Origin of the sequence: Okeania sp. SIO3I5, from assembly GCF_010672085.1 — a bacterium.
Classification (GTDB): domain Bacteria; phylum Cyanobacteriota; class Cyanobacteriia; order Cyanobacteriales; family Microcoleaceae; genus Trichodesmium.
The window spans coordinates 15,704-39,356 of sequence record NZ_JAAHHT010000035.1 but is presented as its reverse complement, the minus strand read 5'-3'; the positions used below and the strand labels follow the sequence as shown (position 1 = coordinate 39,356).

Genomic DNA, 23,653 nt, shown 5'->3' with positions numbered 1-23,653 from the left:
TTAAGAAATCTAGAGTGCTTCAGATTTGCTTGACAAGCACCCTCTAAAATGGTGCGATAATTTCTTGAAGTTTTAAATGAAACAAATTTTAACTTCCCTGGCGGGAAGTCCCGCGCTCTCCATCCCCCCTAAACCCCCTTGGAAAGCTATCCCTTATAAGGAACTCTTGAAACCCTTGTGGGAGGGTGGGGAGGATGGGGAGGATGGGGAGGATGGGGAGGAGGGGGAGGAAGAATTCTTTCTACAGTCTTCACTCAAGCGTGTCTAATTCAATACATTTTTCTCCTGAAAAAGCAGATTCAAGACTTAAACATAACTTGTCTATGTTGTCAAGTTTTATGTTAAGAAAGATGTTTATAAAGCATAGCTTGGAAAGGGGGGAGGGGAACTCAGGGATGGGAAAGCCAGGGTCAACGATCAGATACCTCCATAAATAAAACGTTCTGCTCCCCTTGAAAAATAAGAGGTCTTTTATTACAATACTTATGATTGATAGTAACTTCAACGAACACAGGGGGAGGACATCACCTCTGTCAAAACAGCGGTCAGGGTTTCCCAGGCTGAAGAATCCCTATTTTTCCCGTAAGGGCAACGTCGGGAGTATGTCAAAATCTACAGTGATTGCTCCCACCCTATTAATTGGTTTTATGGGTGCGGCTAACGCTGCCACTTTCACTATTACAGATAGCAATCCTGTAACTAGGTTTATTTCTCCAGATGGAGCCACAGTGACAGAACTAAAGCCAATTAGCGGGCTTTCTTCGTCATCATTTAATACATCATCATTCAATAACTCCTATGGCGGGCAGTTTAGTGGGTACACCGTCAACACCACAGACAGTAACGACGATCAAATAGCGATTAGTACCTACAATGCTGGAAGTCTAGGTACTGCTGCGAACGGTTTGTCAGTTATTGGTGGCCAAATTATTGCTACCTATCAAAACAATGTTCTACCAATCGGAACGCCAAATTTTGTGCAGTTTATCGACACAAACCGACCACTTGGTGGTGCAACCCCACCATATCTTGACCCAGTACCAAACGATGACAATCTGCCTTTCTATTATACGGAGGGGGAGCGCCCCAGGTTCGAGTTAGGCAATAATTTGACTTTTGTGGACTTCTCAAGGAGGACGACTGATGCTCTCTTTGGTACATCGCCAGCACTTAATTCTATAACTTGGGAAGCTGACCTTTTCTATGTTCAGTGGGATGGCGGAACCGAGATTACTGTGGAAGGCGGAATAAACTGGGGCTGGGAAACCAAATCTGCAACGAAGGGTAATTCTACAGCATCTTTTATTAACCCTGGACCATCGAGTGCTGAGTTCTCTGGTGTTGGTACAAGCACTTTTGATTGGGGACTTGGGCAATCATCACAACTATCGTTCACACCAAAGCCATTTAATCCGAAGCCTAATGAGGTGTTTGCTATCGGAACGCTTGATTTTTTCAATGGTAGTATTGCGTCAGGGACAGGAGCAAGCTCTGTTGATCTACTTTTAGACCTTGCGTTTGACAATGTGACAGAGAATAACCGGCAGATAACTGCTGGCTTATCCTTAATAAACAGACCGAACACATCCGACCCATTTGCAAGTGCGGATGTTGTCTCATTTAATTCCGGTGGTTTTAACTGCTTCATAAAACCGATATAAAACGTCATAACATGACATTTTACTGTTTACTTCCTGCTTCAACTGAGGCCGTCGGCGGCTACTCATCCACAGGCATTCACGGTCAAGCCGACCGCATCTCTCAAATTAATACTAGCGTTTAAATCTCTGTCTATTGACAAGCCACACTCAGGGCAGTCATAAGTCCTTACATTTAATGGCATATCTTGGACATGACCACAGTTTGAGCAAGTTTTTGATGATGGAAAGAATCTATCAACGACTACTAATTCAGAGCCGTACCACTCACACTTGTACTCAAGTTGTCGCCTGAATTCATAAAATCCTTGATCGGCTATAGACTTAGCTAGCTTATGGTTAGCCAACATACCGCGAACATTCAAATCTTCAATTGAAACAATGCTGTGGTTTTTAGCTAGATATGTTGTCAATTTATGAAGCACGTCTTTACGGATATTAGCTACCTTTGTGTGTAGCTTGGCAATTTTCAGTTGCGCCTTTTTCCAGTTGGCTGAACCAATCTTTTTATTGCGGTTAAGGTATTGTAACTTAGAGAGCTTGCTTTCAAATTTCTTGTAAGATTTAGCACCAGGGAAAACAACTCCCGTGCTTAAAGTTGCTAAGGTTTTTACACCTAAATCAACACCTACAACTTCAGTCGTCTTTGGAGTTGGAGAATGAGTGAATTCATAGCTACAACTTAAGTACCAATCTCCTCCCTGTCTACTAATGGTGATTTTTTTAGTTGTAGCTTCAACTGGTTCATAAGTTTTAACAATACCAACAAAAGGTAATTTATGATTCCATCCATTTAATTCTATTGGTTTTCCACAATTATCAATTGTGAAGGAATCATGTTTACCTTTCTTCTTGAACCTTGGGTGTTTACCCAACCCTTGAAAAAACCTCTTGAACGCTTCGCCTAAATTGATGAAAGCATATTGATAGACCCTAGAGGACAAGTTTTTCATCCAAGGATAAAGTGGTTTTGTGTGATTGGTAAAAACCTCTCTTAGCTTTCGAGCATTAGGCTTGTAACCATGAATATATGCAGCATTCCACAAACTTAAACCCCAGTTATAGCACCATCTGCTATACCCCGCGTGTTGAGCCATCAGAGTTTTTTGCTGGTTATTCAGTTTGAGCTTGGTTCTAATGGATTTCATTTCATTTATTTGTGTTTTGTATGCTCCGCAAACACAATCTGTCTAATACTACGGTTGATAAGGTATTATATCGTTATTCTTTGATTAAGTCAATGCTCTTGGTTTGATAAATTTCACTAAGTTATTTTTCGAGATGAGATAACCATCGTATTGTGCCGCGTTATGACGTAAATTGTCAACTAAGTCAAAACTCTACATTCAATGTCTTAGAAGGAGAATCAGCTTCGGCAGATATCTTTGCTAGATTTGTATCCGTCACAGCAACGCCTTCGGTAGGGCCAAGTAATTCTGGCAAATCCTTTGCGTCGCTACTGGATTTCCCTGCCATATCAGGACTAGGTATTGAGATACTGGGATTCGGCAACTCATCTGAGAATGGGTTCATTCGTAGGGGAGCGTCGGGAGTATGTCAAATCTGACTATACCATTGTAATAAAACCTGTGCCAACATTATAGAATCATGGCGAACCAAACCAGTTTGTTCATCCTCATACATCACATTAGTTAAAAGAATTTTCCGTCCCAAATTTTTAACTGCTTCTCTGTCAAGAAAAACCGGATGAGAATCTCCTTGAGCATACTTAATTAATGCTTGTTCCGAAGGACTTTTTTTCTGAACTAAAACAGTATCAAATAATCGTTTACCACAGGCAACATCAATAGCACGAATATGGTCAGCCACACTATATCCAGTAGTTTCTCCAGGCTGAGTCATAATATTACAAACATAAATACTAGGAATATTTCTAGAAGCAATTTTCTCAGCAATTTCAGGTACCAATAAATTAGGAATCACGCTGGTATATAAACTCCCAGGACCAATAATAATATAGTCAGCTTCTTCTATAGCTTGCAAAACTTTAGGCAAAGCAGGAGGATTTTCAGGAGTACAACCTATTTTGATAATTTTGCCTCCTGCTTCACTAATATTAGACTCTCCTTCAATACGTCGCCCATCTGCTAATTCTGCCCAAAGATTCACATCCGTTAAAGTAGCAGGCAAAACTTGACCTTGCACAGCTAAAACCTGTGAACTAGCAGTTACAGCTCTTTCTAAATCTCCTGTCACCTCACTCATTGCTGTAAGAAAGAGGTTGCCAAAACTATGGCCAGTCAAACCATCACCAGCGCGGAACCGATATTGAAACAACTCGGTTAATAACTTTTCCTCATTAGCTAAAGCAGCCAAACAATTCCGAATATCCCCTGGAGGTAGTACACCTATTTCTCGGCGCAACCTACCAGAAGACCCACCATCATCAGCCACGGTAACAACAGCAGTAATATTAGCACTATAACTCTTGAGACCCCGTAATAAGTTGGAAAGACCAGTACCACCACCAATGGCTAGAATTTTCGGACCTTTATTTAATCTTCGATGGGTAAGTAAGCGATCTACAAGTTTTTCATCACCCTCTGGCATTAAAACTTGGGTAATGGTATTTAAGCTGCGGTTTTGGCCTAAAAAGATAAATAGTAAGCCAGCAAGGATAACTAGAGGACCAGAAATATAATTAGGAAGTATTGTTGTTACCCACCCCAAAAATTCCTTAAGTGTTCGTAGGATATAAAAAATAGGAGTCATTCCGGTCCATATTGCTAGTCCTAAACTACTTAGTAGTACGCCAGCAGCACTTAAAAGTAACCACCGTTTGACAAATAGTCCTGGGGCCAACCATTTAAACCATTGGCTAAGTATCCGAGACTTACTCTTTTGAGGTTTTGCAATAGAGAAGTTGCTTTTTAGAAAGATGCGTAGAGTTTTCTTGAGTAAACCAGTTGACATAAGAATTTTTCTAAAAATATTATCTACATAACATAAAGAAAATTCTGGCATTATTATGACCCTTCAGGAGCAAATAAATTCAAAATTAAATTCAAAATTCAAAATTCAGATTTGATAAATTCAAAAGTTTGATACTAAAGTAATTTCAGGAAATTGTTTGACATTTAAGTAAAAAATAACTTAGTAGAACGGAGGTTAAACCATTACCTTTCAAGTCAAAAGTTAAAATTTAAAAGTTAGATTTGATCAACTCAAAAGTTTGATACTAAAGTAATGTCAGGAAATTGTTTGACATTTAAGTAAAAAATAACTTAGTAGAACGGAGGTTAAACCATTACCTTTCAAGTCAAAAGTTAAAATTTAAAAGTTAGATTTGATCAACTCAAAAGTTTGATACTAAAGTAACTTCAGGAAATTGTTTGACATTTAAGTAAAAAATAACTTAGTAGAATGGAGGTTAAACCATTACCTTTCAAGTCAAAAGTTAAAATTTAAAAGTTAGATTTGATCAACTCAAAAGTTTGATACTAAAGTAATTTCAGGAAATTGTTTGACATTTAAGTAAAAAATAATTAGTAGAATGGAGGTTAAACCATTACCTTTCAAGTCAAAAGTTAAAATTTAAAAGTTAGATTTGATCAACTCAAAAGTTTGATACTAAAGTAACTTCAGGAAATTGTTTGACATTTAAGTAAAAAATAATTAGTAGAACAGAGATTTAACCATTACCTTCTAGGAAACTTCTATTAAACCTCTCTATTCTTACCACCTACAAGTTCCTGAAAAATCTGAACCTAACATCAATAATTTATGAAGCATGAACCTTTAATTGAACTCAAAGGAGTTAGTAAGTCATTCGGACAAAATATTGTCTTAGATGAAGCAGACTTAACAATTTATCGTGGAGAAGCATTGGCTATTATCGGTCCGTCGGGCACTGGTAAATCTACAGTTCTCAGAATTATTGCTGGTTTATTGACTCCTGATGCTGGGGAAGTTTATGTGCAGGGACAACGACGGGTTAGATGGATGGATGATTTAAAAGATCCAATTACTATCGGTATGGTGTTTCAGAATGCAGCTCTGTTTGACTCTTTGACAGTTGAAGAAAATGTCGGTTTTCTTTTGTATCAACATTCTAAGTTATTACGTCCCCAGATTCAGGAGTTGGTAAACCAGAAGTTGGAAATGGTGGGTTTGGGTAAAATTGGCGATCGCTATCCGGCAGAATTATCTGGTGGGATGCGTAAAAGGGTGAGTTTTGCTAGAGCAATTATTACTAATCCAGAAAATCCCCACGACGATCCAGATGTATTATTATATGATGAACCTACGGCTGGCCTAGACCCGATCGCTTCTACTGTAATTGAGGATCTAGTCCGTCACATACAATCTGCGGATGGTGGTTGTAGCACTTATGTTATGGTGACTCACCAACATAGTACCATTCGTCGCACAGCGGACAGAGTTGTTTTTCTTTACCAGGGTAAGGTGCAGTGGGAAGGTACTGTTGATGAAATTGATACTGTGGATAATCCTCTGGTAGAACAATTTTTTACGGGTAGTATAGATGGGCCAATTCAGGTAGTGACTTAATGAATTTAGAATTTAGAATTTAGAATTTCATCCCGGGTGGGTAGTAGACTGACACACCTTAAATAATGCAATAGATGTAGGTTAGCTTGAGGTACTCACACAGATTATGACACGGATACACAGATTAATTAAGTAAGCGGTTGTTGGATTTCACGACGAAACCCAACAACAATCTTTCTCCCGTATGGACGCCCTTATGCAACGTCCCTCCCCCTAATCCCCTACTCCCCTACTCCCTAATACACAGTTTTAGCTGTGTCAGTCCTGTTTCTGTCACGCCAATCTTTATTGAGCAACCCTCCAAAAATATTTCGGCTTAATAAGGTGGGATTTTATACTCAATTATTTTTTTAATAAGGAAAAAAATCTCTAATGTCAAATCAATTCAAAGTTCTTGCATTATTAATTCGCTCATTATAACCTCTGCCTAAAGTCAGATGCTTGAAATAAGGAAAATATTTTTGATTTTTTCGATCTTTGAAGAACGAGAAAAAGAATCCTTAATTAAACAATTATTGAAATTCACTTAGAACTAAAATTTTTGAATTTTGAATTTTGAATTTTGAATTCAAAAAATGATCAAAATTGCTACATTAGTATGAATAGAAAATAAATGTAGCGATTATACCATATATTTATTGATTATAAAGTAAAATTTTTACGTTTCAATATCATAAAAGCTGTTAGGGGAAACTATGCGATCGCGAACAACTAGAGAAGGTTCAGTAGGTTTATTAACTTTATTAGGAATAGGTTTGTTTGGTGCCTTAATACTTTGGTTGAGGGGAGTAGAATTAGGCAAACGTAGTTATAAATTCATAGTTGAATTTGAAAGTGCATCTGGTATTGAGTTAGGCACATCAGTTAGGTATAGAGGAATTGATGTTGGACAAGTAGTAGAAATAAAACCAGGGCCAAATGGGGTAGATATTACCCTAGAAATTAAGCCAGAAGACTTAATTATTCCTCGTGATGTATTTATTCAAGGCAATATATCCTCATTTATTGGTACTGCACAAATAGATATTATTCCTAGAGGTAGAATACCAGAATCAGAAATTTCTGCTAATGCCTTATCAGCTAATTGTCCTCAAATAATTATCTGTAATAATGATCGTTTACAGGGAGAAGCAGGAATAGAAATGCAGCAATTATTAAGAGCAGGAATACGTTTAATTGACCTTTATAGTGACCCAGAATTATTTAATAATGTAAAGATAATTGCTGAAAATACAGCTAGTGCCTCTGCTGAAGCTTCTAAGTTAGCAAAAGAACTCTCCGAGCTATCAGAAACTATCAAAAAAGAAATGGGAGGTTTAGGTGAAAATTTAAGAGAAGATGTCGATAATATAACCGGAATTATTGAAACAGAAATTGGAGGTTTGACTCAAACATTAGAAACAGAAGTTGGAGGTTTGACTCAAACATTAGAAACAGAAGTTGGAGGTTTAACCAATACAGTAGAGAGAGATTTAGATACTTTGACTAAAACGATAAATCAAGAAGTTAATGATATTTCCAATCAAATAACTACTGTTACTCAAACCATGAAAGAATCTACACAAAAAGTTTCTTCTGCCACGGTTGCTTCAGCAAATTCTGTAGAAGAAGTAGCAAATAAATTTAGTTTAACAGTAGATCAGATTAATGCAATTGTTAATACAAATCGTTCGACTCTAGTTGCCACTTTAAATAATATTGAAAAAACAACAGATAAATTAGCAGTGCTAGTGGAAAGTTTAAGTCCGATTATTAGTGAAGTAGAAAGAGGAGAATTTATTAGTAATTTAGAAATATTATCGGCAAATGCAGTAGAAACTTCTGCAAATTTACGAGATATTTCTAGCGATCTAAACAGTCAGACAAACATAATTATGTTGCAACAAACATTAGATTCAGCGAGGGCAACATTTGAAAATGTACAGAAAATGACATCAGATTTAGACGATCTAACAGGGGATGAAAGATTTAGAAGAAGTCTCAAACAAATTATTAATGGATTAGGCGATTTATTCTCTTCAACAAAGCAGTTAGAACAGCAAACTCGGATGGCAAAAAATATTGAAATTTTGTTGAAAGAGAGCAGTAGTTCAGAAATTAGTAAATTGACAGAAAGTAATAAGTAAGTGTCATTTAAGTTATAGCAATTCCCATGCTGGTGAGGTACAAAATTCCTTAGTTTTAGGGAACAGGGAACAGGGAACAGGGAACAGGGAACAGGGAATAGGGAATAGGAAATAGGGAATAGGGAATAGGGAATAGGAACAAATAAAAAAAAATAGGTGTACCTCATTAGGCTGAGAAACGCTATATCAGTTATTAGTTATCAGTACACCTATAGAATAAGGAGGCTTTAAATGCAGAATATTCTTTTTTTTATCGCCTTAAAAGAGGAGGTTTCTGACTTAATTTTTCGGTGAAGTAAAAATTCAGCTATCAGCTCTTGCTTTTAGTTTTAGATAAGAGCTTTTTTGAAATTAAACCGCGTTGATTGTTGAAAAAATTGTCCTTCTTGACTATGATTATAGAATCATATACCTTAAATATATAAAATATAAACTTATGAATTTCAGAAAGCTTGTAGTTACTATTATTGCCGGAACATTTTTAACTTTCATACCTTTTTATTTCGAGGCAAAAAAACCTTTATTATATGTGGGTATTGCTCTAGCAAATCCTGAAAATGATGAATTTATGGGCTATGCTTCTACCGGAGAATCTGTAATAGTTACCAGTATTTCTGGTTCTTTTTATGGCAATTTTAGTGAGTACAGAAACTTTACTTATAAAATTGGTGAGGAACAAATAGAAGCAACTGCTATCTGTGCTGGAGGCGGTAATAAATGGAGAGCTAAAGGATATGGAGAATATGAAGCACAGTCGGAAGCAACCTTAAAAATGGTTCGTTTTGTCTGTAGTTATCAAGGCCAAATGGATTAATTAACTAAGGAACGAGGATTTTATTATCAAAACAAGTTAAATTGCCTAAACTCCATATTATCTGAGTTTAAAAAAAATTTTGGACTTGATTTAATTCTTATTCCTGTGTATATAAATTCTCATACTTATGAGGTACAAAACTATGAGTTTTAGAAAAGAGGGAATAGGCAATAAGCAATAGAAAAAGTAATTAAGAGTTATGGATAAGAATTGATTTTATTTTTGATTTTTGGAGATGTCTAATAGATCCTAGTTAAGATATAAATCTCTTTTAGCAAGTTCGTTTTGAAATTCTAACACGCTTAATCCCAACCAAGCTCGAACTTTGCCGCTACTAATTTTGTTCTATTTATAGAGCAGAAAAGCTAGTTCTATTTTTAATTCCTCTTCCGTAGTTTGGGCAGCCTGCAAAATATCTTCGGGAATAACAAGAATCATCGGTTTTCTTTTGTTGGATATGTCAAGTTTTGTAAGTGCATAAACAAAATTAATTACCGAAACAATTAAACAATTAAACAATTAGATAATTCAGGTTTAAAGCCTCCTGGGTAAAGGGGAAAAAAATAAATTTTGTCCTTATTGGTCAATCCTCTCCCTTTTAGGAAGAGGTAATTATCCATTATCCATTATCCATTATTGAAATATTCTTAGGAAATTAATTTTGCACGACGACTTAACTAATTATGGTGCTACACAAATACGTTAGGACATTTCTCTATTCCCTATTCCCTGACAACCAAAATTTATTGTCCTAATCAATCAGGGGTTACTTTTGACTTTCGACTTTGTTATTTGAACTTTTGACTTAAATGTAGGGCTTAGGTTAGGACATTTATAAATGCTCAAACTCAGTCAGGGATTACTTTTAATTTTTGAATTTTGAATTTTGAATTTTGACTTGCGGTTAGCGATCGCTTTTTGGCTTAAACTGGGAAGACTGGAAAAAGTAGGTATTAAGAGAAAAGTAGCTAATGCAAGGAACAGAGAAAGAATATATACAAGCTCGAGAGCAGAGAAGTAAGACATTGAAAAAGATAATGTCCTTAGTTGGGTGTGTATCTTTTGGAGGTACTGCCTTGTTTGGGATAGGGAATATGTTGAAAAGTGCTGTTCAGGAGTCTCCACAGGTAGAAACGGCAGCAGTTGTGTCGGTAGAGGAGCAGTTGCAGAAAACAGCGCGGGGATATGAAAGTGTGTTGGAGCGGGAACCTGAAAATATGACTGCTTTAGAGGGGTTGGTTAAAGTCAGGTTGGAGATGGGGGATAAGCATGGGGCGATCGCTACTCTGGAAAAGTTGGTGGGGTTGTATCCTGAGAGAGAGGATTATAAAGTTGTATTGGAGCAGGTGAGGTTGGAAGTTGAAGAGTAATTAATTATCTCAATTTTCTGAGATTTAGGCAGTTATTTTTAGGATAATTTCATTATTTATAAAAAAGACTAATCTGATTTGTTATGTTTTGCATCATGTTTAGAAAAAGCTACTGATTATGGAATAATTAGTATTTATTGTTAGGTAGTTTTATGATGCAGTCAATAAAAGGTATTTTTAAAGACGGTATGGTTCATCTCAGTGAACCTGTTTCTTATCCAGAAGATAGCCCAGTTATTATTACTTTCCTAGATGTACCTACGAGTTCTAAAACTGTAGGTTTGTCAGAAGAAAAAAATAAAACTGAGTGGGATAGATTATCCTCTGTTATAGAAAATTAATTGTCAGATGGAAACAGGAATAACCGATTTAGCAAACTAACACGATTATTATTTGTATGGTAAACTGAAGCATGATGATTAATTCCCAAAAAGTTTTTGTCGATACATCAGCTTGGATAGCCTTGATTAATAGTAGTAATAACTTAGCAGCTAAAGCTAAACAAATTCTGGTTAGACTAAACCAACAACAAGTTATTTTAGTAACAACAGAATTTCTACATTGTTAGAAGTAGCTGATGCTTTATGCAAAACTCATCTACGTCAAAAAATTTATGCCTATATTAATGGAATTAAACAAGTTCCAGATATTATTAAAATTATCCCTTTAGAACAAAGTTTATTAGAGGAGGGTTGGGGAATTTACCATCAGTATTCTGATCAAGATTGGGGATTAACAAATTGTATTAGTTTTGTTGTAATCAGGCTTGAAGGTATTACTGAAGCTTTGACATATGATAGACATTTTCAGCAAGCTGGATTTACTAAATTTAATGTAGTTAATATTTTCATATCTGAAAAAAATTAGCTCACAAAAGGGGCGATCGCTCCTCTGGAAAAGTTGTTGAGTTTGTATCCTCAGAAGGAGGATTATAAAGTTTGGAACAGGTGAGGTTGGAAATTAAGTAATAGATGGAAAGAATAAGCTAAATTATGAATTTGATACCTTCTAAAAGTGAAGTAGTCAAATTACAAGGGTTAGCTAAAAAGTATTTTAAGGAAAAAAAATATTCTAAAGCTATTAGCTTGTATGAAGAAACGATGATAAATTATTGAGAGTAAAAAATAAATGTTTAATGGTAAATCTATTTTAATAACAGGAGGCACAGGTTCATTTGGTAAGCAATGCGTGAAAACTCTCCTGAGTCAACATGAACCTCAAAAGATTATTGTATACTCCCGGGATGAACTAAAACAATATGAAATGTCTCTAGAATTTAGTTCACCCGCTATGCGATATTTTATTGGAGATGTGCGAGATGCTGCTCGTTTGAAATTAGCAATGAGAGATGTAGATTACGTGATTCATGCAGCAGCACTCAAACAAATTCCAGCAGCAGAATATAACCCAATGGAATGTATAAAAACAAATATATATGGTGCAAATAATGTTATTGATGTAGCTCTAGAATCACAAGTAGAAAAAGTAATTGCCCTCTCAACAGATAAAGCAGTTAATCCAATTAATCTCTATGGTGCAACTAAACTAGCTGCTGATAAACTATTTATGGCTGCTAATAATCTTGCAGGAGGTTTAAGGACAAGTTTTTCTGTAGTTCGCTATGGAAATGTTGTCGGTTCTAGAGGTTCAGTAGTTCCGTTTTTTCAAAGACTAATGCGGGAAGGAGCTAATGAATTACCAATAACAGATCCACGGATGACCAGGTTCTGGATAACTCTTCCACAAGGTATAGAATTAGTGCTTAAAAGTTTTGCGCGGATGCAAGGTGGAGAAGTATTTGTGCCAAAAATTCCCTCCATGACAATTATCGATTTAGCTGAAGCACTAGCACCAGGAGTTTCTCATAAAATTATTGGAATTAGACCAGGAGAAAAACTCCATGAAGTTATGTGTCCGGTTGAAGCTGCCCATTTAACCATAGAATTTCCTGACCACTATGTAATTCGACCAACAATTGAATATTCAAAAAATTTAGATTACACTCATAATAAGTTGGGTGAAAAAGGTGTGAGTGTTCCCGATGGATTTCAATACAGTTCTGATAATAACACGGACTGGTTGACTGCTACTCAACTATTAGAAATGTTAAAATAATGAATTCATTTATCCCTTATGGAAGACAAAATATTAGTCAAGAGGATATTGATGCAGTGGTTGAGGTGCTGCGCTCAGACTGGATTACTCAAGGTCCGGCAATAGAAAGATTTGAGAAAATTGTATCAGATTATTGTGGTGCTAAGTATGCAGTAGCAGTCTCCAGTGCAACAGCAGGTTTACATATTGCTTGTTTAGCAGCAGGTTTGAGTCAAGGAGATATTCTTTGGACTTCCCCTAATACTTTTGTAGCTTCAGCAAATTGTGGATTGTATTGTGGAGCTACTGTAGATTTTGTGGATATTGACCCCAATACATATAATTTGAGTGTTGATCAATTAGAGGGTAAACTGATAGAAGCAGAAAAGCAAGGTTGTTTGCCAAAGGTAGTCATTCCAGTACATTTTGCCGGACAATCTTGCGAAATGGCAAAAATTGCTGCTTTGTCTGAACGTTATGGGTTTAGAATAATAGAAGATGCTGCTCACGGAATCGGTGGTTACTACCAAAGAAAACCTGTGGGTTCCTGTCAATTTTCAGACATGGCAGTTTTTAGCTTTCATCCAGTCAAGATTATTACTACTGGTGAAGGTGGAATGATATTAACTAATAAGGAGGAGTTGTATGAAAAGTTGATTAGATTAAGGACTCATGGCATTACTCGCAAAGTGGAGTTAATGAAAGAAGAGTCTCACGGACCTTGGTATTATCAACAATTGGAATTAGGCTTTCATTATCGGATGACCGATATTCAAGCTGCTTTGGGTGCAAGTCAGATACAACGTTTGGATGAATTTGTCAAGCAACGTCGATTTTTGGCAGAGCGTTATCATCAGTTGTTGCAAGGTTTACCATTGATGCTACCTTGGCAACATCCAGATACGGAGTCCAGTTGGCATCTTTATGTAATCAGGCTGAAACTGGATAAAATTAAGAAAACTCATCGGCAAGTTTTTGAGGAATTACGTCAAGCAAAAATTGGGGTGAATTTGCATTATATTCCCGTGCATACGCAACCTTATTATCAGGAGTTGGGTTTTAAGTGGGGTGATTTTTATGAAGCAGAACAGTATTATCAAGAAGCAATTAGTATTCCTTTGTACTATGGTTTAACTGAAAATAATCAAGATTTTGTAGCGAATAAAATCGCAACTTTGCTCAAATAAACCTCTCTATAAAAGCTATGGCTAAACTATCAAAAAATATTAATGTTTTGTGCGTAGGCGCAGGAATTGAGCAGTTGCCAGTCATTAAAATAGCTCAGAAAATGGGATTGAACGTTACTGCTTTAGATGGAAATCCAACAGCAGTGGGATTAGAAGCAGCAGATAGAGGCATTGCAATGGATATACGAGATGCAGCTAAAGTCGTGCAACTTGCAAAAGAAGCAGATGTCCGCTGTGTTTTACCGGTTCCTTTAGGAGCTATTTTAACAACTGTGGGAGCAGTTAATGATGCTTTGGGATTGCGGGGAATTTCGGAGGAAGCTGCGCAAATTTGTACGGATAAACTGCTGACACGTCAAATTCTGGCAAAAGCAGGACTTCCAACACCGGAAATTGCCGAAGGAAGCGATCGCAACTCCCTTCTAAAAGCAGCAGAACAAATTGGGTGGCCAGTAGTTGTCAAACCTCGTTATGGTAGTGGTAGTCAGGGAGTATTTGTCGCCAGAGACAAAGCTGAATTTGAGTCCTGGATACCGTGGCATTTAGAGCAACGACAAAAGTGCAAAGAGTCAACAAAGTCCTTAGTTGAGAGCTTTGTATCGGGACATGAAATTGGGGTGGATAGCGCCATAGTCGAAGAGATGCACAGCACTCTCTTGATTCGCGATAAAGAAGTAACAGAACTTCCTTTTCGATTACCTTATGGTTATCTTACTCCTAGCTTGCTTTCTCAAGAACTTCATAATAAGATTAATACTATTATGGAAATTGCCTGTAAAGCGATTGGTTTAGAAAATTGCTTAGTACACGCAGATATTATTATCAACTCAGATAAATTAGTTATTATAGAAATTTCTGGGCGACCTTCTGGCTTTAATATAAGTGCAAAGATGCTTCCTGCTGCAATTGGAATATCTGCGCTTGAGCAGACAATAATAATGAACTTAGGTGGCAAGGCAAATTTTCAAATTCTCCAAAATCAAGGGGCAGTTTTACGAATGCTTTCTTCTCCTATAGGAAGTTTTGTGAAACTAGAAGGGCTAAAAAAAGTTAGTCAAATGCCAGGAGTTGTTGCAGTTGAAAGTTTCTTAAAATCAGGAGACATAGTTGAAAAACGTCGAACTAGCAGCACTGGTTATAGTGTAGGTTACTTACTAACTACTGGAAAAACTAGAAGTGAAGCAGAACAACTATGGAATAATGCTGCTAGTCAACTTAAATTCAATGTAGATTAAATTCAATGTAGAAAATAATTGATTGAGGAAATAAATTAATGAGTGGTTCTTTAGAGCAGGGCAAACTAACAGCAATTAATGAAAAAAATAAAGATTTTGCTACAAAGCAGTTATCTAAGAATATTTTACGATATCCTGACGAGCATATAGTTCGTTTTTTGTCAAAGATTAAGACTGAAGAAAAAGTGAATTTGGAGGGATTAGATATAGGGTTTGGTTCGGGACAGCACTTAAAGCTATTAATGGATTTTGGCTATAGAGCAAGTGGGGTAGAGTTTGTTCCAGAAGCGTGCGATCGCGTGCGTCAGTTTTACGGAGATAGTCAGCTTTTTGGCGATATTTTTATAGGCGACTTTCGGAATACAAATTTGCCAGCGAACAAGTTTGATGTTGTTATCTGCTGGGGGGTTGTTTTTTTGCGCTCTCTAGAAGAAATGCAGACTGATTTAAAGTATATATTTGAGCTTTTACGTCCAGGTGGACAGCTTTGTGTCAACTTTCGCACTAAAGAAAATTGGTTTTATGGTTTAGGAACCCAGTTAGATGAGGACTATTTTTTGTTAGATGAAAGAGCTGATGTTTATGCTGGTTGCCACTACACATTTGTAGATGAATCAGTCGTTCGGAACCTTATTACTAAGGCAGGTTTTGAGTTAGAAAATATAGAGCTTTATAATTGGTGGAAAAATAATATGAAAGAAAAACATAGTTGGCTAATAGTTGGGTGCAAGCGTCCTAATTAAATAATTCAAAAAGTTAAATTATGGTTGTTTGCAATGCTAAGGAGGTATGGGACTTGTGGCAATTTTTTAGATGTTAAAAAGGAACCATTATCATAAATTCGTCAAAAGTTTTTTCTAGCATTGATGATAGGAGTTAAAAAACAAATGACTAACGTTGAAGAAAATCAAAAAAGTTACATTGTCTGTGGTAGCAAACCTTGGAACCGTCATATTTTCAATACAAAACTTGTCAAATATCCGGGCAATTGGTTGTTTATTGATTCACCAACACAATTAATCATAGAAGAAATAAAAGAAGTTAATCCTCGTTATATTTTCTTTCTTCATTGGTCGTGGAAAGTGCCTAATGACTTAATCGAAAACCATGAATGTGTCTGCTTTCACATGACGGATGTTCCTTATGGACGTGGAGGAACTCCACTGCAAAACTTAATTGTTCGCGGTCATAGAGAAACAAAGCTTACTGCTTTACGGATGAGTGAAGAATTTGATGCAGGTCCGGTGTATTTGAAGGAACCTCTCTCTTTAGAGGGTAATGCTGAAGAAATTTATATTCGCAGTACCAACTTATCATCTAAGATGATTAAGCGTATGGTTGAAGAAGAACCACAGCCTTTGCCTCAAGAAGGAGAAGTTGTAATATTTAAGCGACGCAAACCAGAAGAAAGTGAAATTAGAGAATTAGCATCGCTCTCAAATTTACATGATTTTATTCGGATGCTAGATGCACAAGGATATCCCAAAGCATTTATTAATTACAAAGACTTTCATTTTGAATTCAGTAGAGCCGCTTTGTACGAGGGGCAAATTATTGCTGATGTCAAAATTACACTTAAAGAGGATAAGGAGCTATGAAGGTTTTAGTTATTGCAGCTCATCCAGATGATGAAGTGTTAGGTTGTGGAGCGACAATAGCTAAACACGCACTTCGTGGAGATGTGGTTCATGTGCTAATTTTAGCAGAAGGCATAACTAGCCGAGACTTGCAACCTGATCGGGAAAAGAGAAACTACGAGTTATCAGCATTAGCAGAAGTTCCTCGTGAGGCAGCTAAAATTTTAGGCGCAGCATCTGTGGAACTGCATAATTTCCCAGATAACCGTCTTGATAGTTGCAATTTGTTAGATATTGTTAAAGTAGTAGAGCAGGCTATTGACAAACATCAACCAGAAATTATTTATACTCATCACAGAGGCGATCTTAATATCGATCATTGCTACGTTCATCAAGCAGTAGTTACTGCCACAAGACCTTTACCTAACAGAAGTGTCAAAACTTTATTGTTTTTTGAGATTGCATCCAGCACCGAATGGCAAACACCATATTCTGCACCAATATTTGCACCAAACTGGTTTGTTGATGTTTCAGATACTATAAGTCTGAAGTTAAAAGCATTAGAAGCTTACCAGTCTGAAATGCGGCCATGGCCTCATGCTCGTTCTATTATTGCTCTAGAACATTTAGCTCATTGGCGGGGCGCAACTATTGGAGTAGAAGCGGCAGAAGCATTTATGTTAGGCAGGAATATTACGCATTAAGATCGAGCAAACGTGGCTGCCACAGCGAAGGAAAGAGATTTAAAGAGTCTCTTTACTAACTTCCTTGATAACTGAAGAACTGTTAGTTATACTAAAAACAATATTATATCAAATAAATAACTTTTAATGAAAATACGTTACTATAGCCACGCATCTTTTCAAATTATTAGTGCTTCCGGTAAACGCCTATTGCTAGATCCTTGGTTGTACAATCCAATTTACGCAAATGCCATATGGCAGTTTCCCGAATGTTCAATTCCCTTAAATGAGTATATTAACCAGGATTTTATTTACATTTCTCACGAACATCCAGACCACTTCTGTTTAAAAACTTTGTCCCATTTTGCTCGAAATATCCCTATCATCATCAGAAAATATGGACAAAATAATCCTATTAAGCCTTTATTGATCAAGTCTGGATATTCCCATATTATAGAATTAGAACATGGTCAAACTTTTATCCTCGGAAAAGATTTTTCTGCTACCTTGTTTTGCAATCGCTCAACTACAGACAGCGCTTTAGTGATTTCTGATGAGCGAGCTACAGTTTTTCATCAAAATGATTGTATGCTCTCCGAACAAGATGCTAAATGGATAGGCAATAATTTTGACATAGATTTGGGACTTTTATTTTTTTCCAGCGCAAGTATGTATCCAACTTTTTTTGATATACCTGAAGAACTTAAGCAAAAGGAGACAGTCAGAAGAAATCAATCTGTTTTTGAAAGAACTGCTCGTTATGCAAGTTTTTTGAAAGTATCTCGGATCGTTCCTTGTGCGGGAGATTGTGTGTATTTTCGATGGCCGGAAACTGATAAATTTGCGGGTTGTCTTCCTATAGAGTTTAAAGAGTTTGCCACTAGAAAAGCTGACAATTTTGATGTGTTAACTCCTAATCCTGGGGATGTAATTGACCTAGATGTTGTCTCTCAAGAATTTGTGCCAAGTGTTAGTTCACGTCAAGAATGGATAGAAAAATTAAATAAATTGCGTCAAAGGGAAGATGTTAAAAATATTATTGCACAAATTCAAGAATGGGAAAATCAGTTTTACTTCCAACCAGAACATTTCTTGAATTTGTTTGACTCCTATTGTAAATATGTTAAAGAATGCTTTGGAAGTATCTTTCCAGATCCCGATCTGAAAAAAGGAAGAGAAATCAAGGTTGTTATACAAGCAAAACAAGATAGCAAATGTTGGCAGTATGAGATAGAACTTGATTTTCCCAACTCTTCCTGCAAGATAGAATCAAAAACTTTTACAGAAGAACAAATAGTAAATTTACCTCTAGTTTTTGATGTAGCAGCAAGACATCTGGGTGCAGTGATAGAAGGGGGGTTAACTTTTGACGATCTGAAGGCGGGTTACTTAAGAATTAAACGTCAAGGTGGGTACACAAAGCAAGAAGCAGCATTATGGTATTTTCTTTCTGTATTCTCTAACAGTTTTCTCCCAAGTTACTTAGGTATTGATGGTTATGAAAAATCTTTTAAGAAAAAAATTGCATCTAATGTTCAAGAGAGGCAATAATTAATAAACACAAGGGAAATAAGTATGCACAAATTTGTCTTTAAAAAGGTAAAAACTCCTTTAGGTTACATCCGAGTACAACCTATGCCAACTAAGGAAGAGTTGCAACTATTTTATTCGCAACAATACTATCAAGACGAAGAGTCTCTTAGGCAAACGGGTTACGAACAAAGCTACGATAGAGAAGAAATTGCCTATCGTAATTTACATTCTGATTTGATTATCTATGCTCTTCAAAATTATTGTCCTAATCTAATACCATCCCAAGTTAGCTTTCTAGAGGTTGGTTGTGGTGAAGGATTTTTACTCTCACGCGCTGCTGAAAGAGGTTGGAATGTCCAAGGCATTGATTTTAGTAGTTATGCGATCGCAAGGTTTAACCCAGACATGGCCGAGCGCGTTACTTTTGGAGATGCTTACAAAATCCTAGAAGAGCTATTCAGTTCTGGTAAATCATTCGATTTTTGTGTAATGCAGAATGTACTTGAACACGTCATCGATCCGGAACAACTTTTGCAAAATATCAAAAAAATTATTAAACCTGGTGGCGCAATATTATTTATCGTTCCCAATGACTACAGTCCTCTACAAATGAAAGCTTTAGAATTAGGTTTAATAGAAGAGGAAACTTGGTGGAGTCCGCCAGCTCATTTGAGCTATTTTAATATTGAAAATTGTCAGGAATTTGTCAAATCTTTGGGTTTCAAAGTTATAGATGTTTTTTCTACATTTCCAGTAGATATATTTCTGTTTCATCCAGAATCAAATTACTATAAAAACCGAGAACGAGGAAAAGATGCTCATCGCGCCCGCATCCGCTTAGAACTAATGATGGCAGAAGCAGGTATGGATAAATATTATGCTTTCTGCAAATCTCTAGCAGGGGTGGGTATGGGTCGTAACTTCGGTCTGATTATTGGTACATGAGTTTAACTATTAAATAAGGAGGATAAATTGGCTGATTTTGTAATTGGGAAAATTCCAGTAGGCAATAATGCTGCACCTTTAGTAGTTGCAGAAATTGGTGCTAATCACGATGGAGATGTTAAAAAAGCAGAATTAATGCTCCGTCAAGTGGCAGCAACTGGAGCAAAAGCTGTTAAGTTCCAAACTTATACAGCAGAAGAGTTAGTCGCCGATTCCCAACGATTTATTAATTGGGGGCCGCCTGGTAAAGAACAAAAAGAGCGAATTGGAGAGGTATTTAAACGTCTAACTCTACCCCGCGAAGCTCATGCTGATATATTTCAATTAGCTCGCGAACTAGGTTTAGAAGTATTCTCAACTCCTTTCAGCGAAGATGGGGTAGATTTTTTGATGACGTTAGACGTTCCTTGTTTCAAAGTAGCTGCTTCTGATGTCAATCACTTACCCATGCTACGTCATATTGCTCGAACGGGAAAACCAGTTTTACTATCCCTGGGGAAATGCACACTCTCAGAAGCAGACACTGCTATCACCACCTTATTTGAAAATGGCTGCCAAGAATTGTGCATCATGCACTGCATTTCCCAGTATCCCTCGCCAATGGAAGAAATGAATTTGCGGGTGATTCCAACTTTAGCAACACTTTATCCTGAATGTGTAATCGGGTTTTCCGATCATAGTTTAGGAATTACAGCACCCATAGCTGCTGTTGCTTTAGGTGCGAGAGTCATAGAAAAGCACGTTACCTTAAATCAGGACGATTTCGGACCAGATCATTGGTTTAGTTTGAATATGGAACAACTGCAAGGTTTAGTTAATGGAGTCAATGAAGCTTATGTAGCTTTAGGACATCCCCGCAAGCGGGTAGTTGCTTGCGAAAATCACGAACGGAAAACCTCTGTACGTTCTTTAGTGTTACGCCATCCAGTTACAGCAGGTCATCAGTTGCAACCTGAAGACCTGAAAATTGTCCGCCCTGGTGGCGGAATTACTCCAGAATTTTTGGATGTAGTTGTAGGAATGAAAGTCTCTAGTGATCTGGCAGAAAACACAGTGCTGCAATGGGAGATGTTCAAATGAAGAAAGTTGTCGCGGGAATTCAAGCTCGTATGGGTTCCACTCGTCTTCCTGGCAAGTCTTTGATGCCTATTTGTAGCAAACCTTTGATTCACTGGGTAATAGATCGGGTCAAAAAAGCAAGTAAAATAGATGAAGTTTGGATTTTAACTACAACTAATTCGGAAGATGATGCACTGGTAGCATCTGTGGAGAGCAAAGTTGGGGTTGTGCGTGGATATTCTCAGGATGTTCGTTCCCGCTACAACCAGTTGATAGAAAAAACAGGAGCGTTTCTAGTTGTACGAGTTACTGGAGATTGTCCTTTGGTAGATGGTGCTTTACTAGATGCAGTGGTAGAGCTAAACCGTCAAGATGGTGCAGAATACAGTAATATTCAAGGTCAACCGTATTATGAAACTGCCTATCCAAACGGGTTTAATGCAGAGGTATTTAGCATCGAAGCTTTTAAAAGAATGTTTTTATTGGGAAATACCGATGAAGATCGAGAACACGTTACTCCAACAGTGGATAAATTTCCTGAAAAATTTAAAATTTCTCGCCTTGCTCCCCCGATAGAATTATCGCGCAAACATTGGAAACTGAGTGTAGATACTGCTGAAGAATTGCAACGAGTTCGCTTAATTGCGGAAGCTCTTGGTGAAATGGCAGAATATGCTAGTGTCAAGGATATTGTGGCAGTTCTTGACGCACATTCCGAATGGCAAAATTTTAACTAGAGGCTAAAATGAAGTTTTCAGTAGTAATTCAAGCAGCAGGTGGTGGTAGTATTGGAGTGGGTCACTTATCTCGAACTGCAACTTTGGCAAGTGCTTTGATTGATACGGGTTGTTGGGATAGAGTCGTATTACTGTGGGAAGCAAGTCCCGAATTAGCTGCTCATTTTCGCCCTTCTGAGTGTGAAGTGGTTTTAGTTTCCGATGGGACTTCTGCAATTAGAGAGCGATCGCGTCTCTGTGACTCCCAAGGAATCTCTGTTTTGGTAACCGATCTCTTAAATTTACAATCTGAGGATATAGCGGAGGCAAAAAATCAAGGATACCGAGTTATTGTTCATCTGAATGACAGCGGTAAAGGTCGTTTTGCTGCCGATATGGTAGTCGATGGAGATGCTTTTAAGTCTGAAAAAGATTTGCCAGAGTCTTTTGAGGGAGTAGGATTAGTTGGTGCTGATTATCGAATTATTCGTCAGTCAGTCTTGCGATTACGTCCTGCTCAACCTTGGCGCAAGAATAAAGTCGAGCAAGTTCTGATTACTCTTGGAGGGTCAGATCCAGGAAATCTCAGTATTAAGCTACTCCAAAATCTGGCTCGTGCAAAACTAGAGCCATCTTTTTCTGTGACTGTTGTTATTGGACCAGCTTTTAATCCATTACAGATTGATGAATTGAGGCTCATCAGCGATCGCAAGGGATGGATCAACTTAGTTCAATCACCTAGCTGTTTGGCACAGTTTATGTTAGAATGCGATTTAATCGTTACTCTTGGAGGAATAACTTCATACGAGGCGATGTGTTTGGGAAGACCTTGTGCAGCAATTACTTGGGATTCAATGAAGTATTATGTAGAAAAACTAGATTCAATCGAACTTATAGCGAATTTAGGAATAATTGACAATGCAGCAAATCAACTAATTAAACTGACTGAAAGTCAAGATTTGTTGTGTAAGATAGCTTATAGTGGATGGAAAAAAGTAGATGGTAGAGGTGCCGATCGGATTGCTATTGAAATCAATCGATTTATCAACAAAAATTGCTTAACCCGATCAACCCAAAAACTGTTTTATTGATGAGTTGAAAAATGAAATAAAGATGAACTATTAATAATGAAAAATCTAGCTAATTTGGTAGGCAAACTCAAAACTCTTTATTCTCAAAATATTAATCTGATTGAATATCTGAATAATCGAAAAGATTGCGATTATTTAAGTCGGCAAGATAAAATTTGCTTATCCTATGATATTCAAGCAGGTTCTTATACCAAAGGTTACAACAATTCCCAGTTTATTAGAGAAATAAATAGTCAATCAGGAAAAAAAATCGCCAAGCTTTTAGAAGAAATATCGCCCAGTACAGTTTTAGATGCTGGTACGGGAGAAGCAACAAGTTTGGCTGATGTACTTTTAAACACCAAAGACAAAAATATAAAATTTGCTGCTTTTGATATTTCTATAAGCAGGCTTTTGTATGCTAAATTGTTTTTGGAAGGTAAAAACTTGTCAATACCTCATCTATTTACCTCTGATTTAACTCAAATATCCCTGGCAGAAAACTCTGTAGATTTAATTATGACTCGCCACGCTATTGAACCCAATGGAGGGATGGAGGATGTTATATGTCAAGAACTCTATAGAGTAACTAGAAAATATGTTTTACTGATAGAACCATCTTGGGAGTTTGGTAGTGATGAACAAAGAGAAAGAATGGTTCATCATGGTTACATTAAAGATTTACCAGGTGCTTTGGAACGAACTGGATTTAAAATACTTAACCATGAACCTTGGGATAAAAATCTTAACCCAAATCCATTAAATATTGCGGCTTTAATCCTAGCTAAAAAATCAACTACTACCGCTACTCAAGACGCTGATTTTCCGGATTTTAAATTTGCTTATCCATCAAGCAATTTTTTACTAAAAAATGTGGAAGATGGATTTTACTGTCAAGAAATGGGGGTGTTATTTCCAGTAGTTCAAAATATAGCTTGTTTGCTCAAAAATCAAGCTTTGCTGGTTACTAGATATCTGGAAATTACTGAAAATAATGAACAACTCTAAAATTGTAATATACTTAATTATATAGAGTAAGCAAATTTAATTGAGTAA

At 36.8% G+C, this 23,653-nt stretch carries 23 protein-coding genes; 20 read left to right on the top strand and 3 right to left on the bottom strand.

Annotated features, from left to right (window positions below; genetic code table 11):
• The first annotated feature begins 602 nt into the window (after positions 1–602).
• Entirely contained in the window at positions 603–1,661 is a 1,059-nt protein-coding gene (locus F6K40_RS10970) for a choice-of-anchor K domain-containing protein (RefSeq protein WP_293135422.1), read from the top strand.
• Positions 1,662–1,723: 62 nt separating this feature from the next.
• Here F6K40_RS10970 and F6K40_RS10965 read toward each other — a convergent pair whose 3' ends face one another.
• From F6K40_RS10965 to F6K40_RS10955, 3 genes are all read right to left on the bottom strand, one after another.
• Entirely contained in the window at positions 1,724–2,806 is a 1,083-nt protein-coding gene (locus F6K40_RS10965; protein WP_293135419.1) for an RNA-guided endonuclease InsQ/TnpB family protein, read from the bottom strand.
• 184 nt (positions 2,807–2,990) lie between these two features.
• Positions 2,991–3,191: a hypothetical protein gene (locus tag F6K40_RS10960; protein ID WP_293135416.1), complete on the bottom strand. Its 201-nt coding sequence runs from the start codon at positions 3,189–3,191 to the stop codon at positions 2,991–2,993.
• Positions 3,192–3,215: 24 nt separating this feature from the next.
• On the bottom strand, positions 3,216–4,592 hold the full coding sequence (locus F6K40_RS10955) for a gluconeogenesis factor YvcK family protein (RefSeq protein WP_293135463.1): 1,377 nt from the start codon (positions 4,590–4,592) through the stop codon (positions 3,216–3,218).
• An 810-nt stretch (positions 4,593–5,402) separates the two neighbouring features.
• Between F6K40_RS10955 and F6K40_RS10950 the strand changes: the two genes are divergently transcribed.
• The 19 genes from F6K40_RS10950 (at position 5,403) to F6K40_RS10860 (ending at position 23,605) form a co-directional block, all read left to right on the top strand.
• The gene (locus tag F6K40_RS10950) at positions 5,403–6,188 is read left to right on the top strand and encodes an ABC transporter ATP-binding protein (protein ID WP_293135413.1); all 786 of its coding nucleotides are present in this window, start codon (positions 5,403–5,405) and stop codon (positions 6,186–6,188) included.
• A 695-nt stretch (positions 6,189–6,883) separates the two neighbouring features.
• Complete coding sequence (locus F6K40_RS10945; RefSeq protein ID WP_293135410.1) at positions 6,884–8,314, top strand: MlaD family protein; 1,431 nt, start codon at positions 6,884–6,886, stop codon at positions 8,312–8,314.
• 436 nt (positions 8,315–8,750) lie between these two features.
• Positions 8,751–9,128: a hypothetical protein gene (locus tag F6K40_RS10940; RefSeq protein WP_293135407.1), complete on the top strand. Its 378-nt coding sequence runs from the start codon at positions 8,751–8,753 to the stop codon at positions 9,126–9,128.
• A 971-nt stretch (positions 9,129–10,099) separates the two neighbouring features.
• A complete protein-coding gene (locus F6K40_RS10935; RefSeq protein ID WP_293135404.1) occupies positions 10,100–10,498 on the top strand; it encodes a tetratricopeptide repeat protein in 399 nt (132 codons plus the stop codon).
• 152 nt (positions 10,499–10,650) lie between these two features.
• On the top strand, positions 10,651–10,839 hold the full coding sequence (locus tag F6K40_RS10930; RefSeq protein ID WP_293135401.1) for a hypothetical protein: 189 nt from the start codon (positions 10,651–10,653) through the stop codon (positions 10,837–10,839).
• Between the two features lie 71 nt (positions 10,840–10,910).
• Positions 10,911–11,066 (top strand): hypothetical protein, encoded by a 156-nt coding sequence (locus F6K40_RS10925; RefSeq protein WP_293135398.1) that lies wholly within the window; start codon positions 10,911–10,913, stop codon positions 11,064–11,066.
• Positions 11,060–11,365 carry a type II toxin-antitoxin system VapC family toxin gene (locus F6K40_RS10920; RefSeq protein WP_293135395.1) on the top strand — a complete coding sequence of 102 codons (306 nt, stop codon included), beginning with the start codon at positions 11,060–11,062 and terminating at the stop codon, positions 11,363–11,365. Before F6K40_RS10925 ends, F6K40_RS10920 begins: the two co-directional genes overlap by 7 nt.
• Before the next feature lie 261 nt (positions 11,366–11,626).
• Positions 11,627–12,613 (top strand): UDP-N-acetylglucosamine 4,6-dehydratase (inverting), encoded by a 987-nt coding sequence (gene pseB, locus F6K40_RS10915; protein WP_293135392.1) that lies wholly within the window; start codon positions 11,627–11,629, stop codon positions 12,611–12,613.
• Positions 12,613–13,779 (top strand): UDP-4-amino-4,6-dideoxy-N-acetyl-beta-L-altrosamine transaminase, encoded by a 1,167-nt coding sequence (gene pseC / locus F6K40_RS10910; protein WP_293135389.1) that lies wholly within the window; start codon positions 12,613–12,615, stop codon positions 13,777–13,779. Before pseB ends, pseC begins: the two co-directional genes overlap by 1 nt.
• Before the next feature lie 17 nt (positions 13,780–13,796).
• Positions 13,797–15,014, top strand: coding sequence for an ATP-grasp domain-containing protein (locus F6K40_RS10905; RefSeq protein ID WP_293135387.1), 1,218 nt, complete (start codon positions 13,797–13,799; stop codon positions 15,012–15,014).
• Positions 15,015–15,052: 38 nt separating this feature from the next.
• Entirely contained in the window at positions 15,053–15,757 is a 705-nt protein-coding gene (locus tag F6K40_RS10900; RefSeq protein WP_293135384.1) for a class I SAM-dependent methyltransferase, read from the top strand.
• Positions 15,758–15,901: 144 nt separating this feature from the next.
• Positions 15,902–16,612 (top strand): formyl transferase, encoded by a 711-nt coding sequence (locus tag F6K40_RS10895; protein WP_293135381.1) that lies wholly within the window; start codon positions 15,902–15,904, stop codon positions 16,610–16,612.
• On the top strand, positions 16,609–17,295 hold the full coding sequence (locus F6K40_RS10890) for a PIG-L deacetylase family protein (protein ID WP_293135378.1): 687 nt from the start codon (positions 16,609–16,611) through the stop codon (positions 17,293–17,295). Before F6K40_RS10895 ends, F6K40_RS10890 begins: the two co-directional genes overlap by 4 nt.
• A 126-nt stretch (positions 17,296–17,421) precedes the next feature.
• Complete coding sequence (locus F6K40_RS10885) at positions 17,422–18,825, top strand: MBL fold metallo-hydrolase (protein ID WP_293135375.1); 1,404 nt, start codon at positions 17,422–17,424, stop codon at positions 18,823–18,825.
• Between the two features lie 24 nt (positions 18,826–18,849).
• Positions 18,850–19,752, top strand: coding sequence for a class I SAM-dependent methyltransferase (locus F6K40_RS10880; RefSeq protein WP_293135372.1), 903 nt, complete (start codon positions 18,850–18,852; stop codon positions 19,750–19,752).
• A 27-nt stretch (positions 19,753–19,779) separates the two neighbouring features.
• Positions 19,780–20,832 (top strand): N-acetylneuraminate synthase family protein, encoded by a 1,053-nt coding sequence (locus tag F6K40_RS10875; RefSeq protein ID WP_293135369.1) that lies wholly within the window; start codon positions 19,780–19,782, stop codon positions 20,830–20,832.
• Positions 20,814–21,548, top strand: a complete 735-nt coding sequence (locus F6K40_RS10870; protein WP_293135366.1) for a cytidylyltransferase domain-containing protein — start codon at positions 20,814–20,816, stop codon at positions 21,546–21,548. Before F6K40_RS10875 ends, F6K40_RS10870 begins: the two co-directional genes overlap by 19 nt.
• A gap of 8 nt (positions 21,549–21,556) precedes the next feature.
• The gene (locus F6K40_RS10865) at positions 21,557–22,618 is read left to right on the top strand and encodes a PseG/SpsG family protein (protein ID WP_293135363.1); all 1,062 of its coding nucleotides are present in this window, start codon (positions 21,557–21,559) and stop codon (positions 22,616–22,618) included.
• A gap of 36 nt (positions 22,619–22,654) precedes the next feature.
• A complete protein-coding gene (locus tag F6K40_RS10860; protein WP_293135360.1) occupies positions 22,655–23,605 on the top strand; it encodes a class I SAM-dependent methyltransferase in 951 nt (316 codons plus the stop codon).
• The last annotated feature ends 48 nt before the right edge of the window (positions 23,606–23,653 follow it).

Coding starts and splice junctions, on each gene's coding strand:
- F6K40_RS10970 (WP_293135422.1), top strand. CDS start 603: ATGTCAAAATCTACAGTGATTGCTCCCACCCTATTAATTGGTTTTATG.
- F6K40_RS10965 (WP_293135419.1), bottom strand. CDS start 2,806: ATGAAATCCATTAGAACCAAGCTCAAACTGAATAACCAGCAAAAAACT.
- F6K40_RS10960 (WP_293135416.1), bottom strand. CDS start 3,191: ATGAACCCATTCTCAGATGAGTTGCCGAATCCCAGTATCTCAATACCT.
- F6K40_RS10955 (WP_293135463.1), bottom strand. CDS start 4,592: ATGTCAACTGGTTTACTCAAGAAAACTCTACGCATCTTTCTAAAAAGC.
- F6K40_RS10950 (WP_293135413.1), top strand. CDS start 5,403: ATGAAGCATGAACCTTTAATTGAACTCAAAGGAGTTAGTAAGTCATTC.
- F6K40_RS10945 (WP_293135410.1), top strand. CDS start 6,884: ATGCGATCGCGAACAACTAGAGAAGGTTCAGTAGGTTTATTAACTTTA.
- F6K40_RS10940 (WP_293135407.1), top strand. CDS start 8,751: ATGAATTTCAGAAAGCTTGTAGTTACTATTATTGCCGGAACATTTTTA.
- F6K40_RS10935 (WP_293135404.1), top strand. CDS start 10,100: ATGCAAGGAACAGAGAAAGAATATATACAAGCTCGAGAGCAGAGAAGT.
- F6K40_RS10930 (WP_293135401.1), top strand. CDS start 10,651: ATGATGCAGTCAATAAAAGGTATTTTTAAAGACGGTATGGTTCATCTC.
- F6K40_RS10925 (WP_293135398.1), top strand. CDS start 10,911: ATGATGATTAATTCCCAAAAAGTTTTTGTCGATACATCAGCTTGGATA.
- pseB (WP_293135392.1), top strand. CDS start 11,627: ATGTTTAATGGTAAATCTATTTTAATAACAGGAGGCACAGGTTCATTT.
- pseC (WP_293135389.1), top strand. CDS start 12,613: ATGAATTCATTTATCCCTTATGGAAGACAAAATATTAGTCAAGAGGAT.
- F6K40_RS10905 (WP_293135387.1), top strand. CDS start 13,797: ATGGCTAAACTATCAAAAAATATTAATGTTTTGTGCGTAGGCGCAGGA.
- F6K40_RS10900 (WP_293135384.1), top strand. CDS start 15,053: ATGAGTGGTTCTTTAGAGCAGGGCAAACTAACAGCAATTAATGAAAAA.
- F6K40_RS10895 (WP_293135381.1), top strand. CDS start 15,902: ATGACTAACGTTGAAGAAAATCAAAAAAGTTACATTGTCTGTGGTAGC.
- F6K40_RS10890 (WP_293135378.1), top strand. CDS start 16,609: ATGAAGGTTTTAGTTATTGCAGCTCATCCAGATGATGAAGTGTTAGGT.
- F6K40_RS10885 (WP_293135375.1), top strand. CDS start 17,422: ATGAAAATACGTTACTATAGCCACGCATCTTTTCAAATTATTAGTGCT.
- F6K40_RS10880 (WP_293135372.1), top strand. CDS start 18,850: ATGCACAAATTTGTCTTTAAAAAGGTAAAAACTCCTTTAGGTTACATC.
- F6K40_RS10870 (WP_293135366.1), top strand. CDS start 20,814: ATGGGAGATGTTCAAATGAAGAAAGTTGTCGCGGGAATTCAAGCTCGT.
- F6K40_RS10865 (WP_293135363.1), top strand. CDS start 21,557: ATGAAGTTTTCAGTAGTAATTCAAGCAGCAGGTGGTGGTAGTATTGGA.
- F6K40_RS10860 (WP_293135360.1), top strand. CDS start 22,655: ATGAAAAATCTAGCTAATTTGGTAGGCAAACTCAAAACTCTTTATTCT.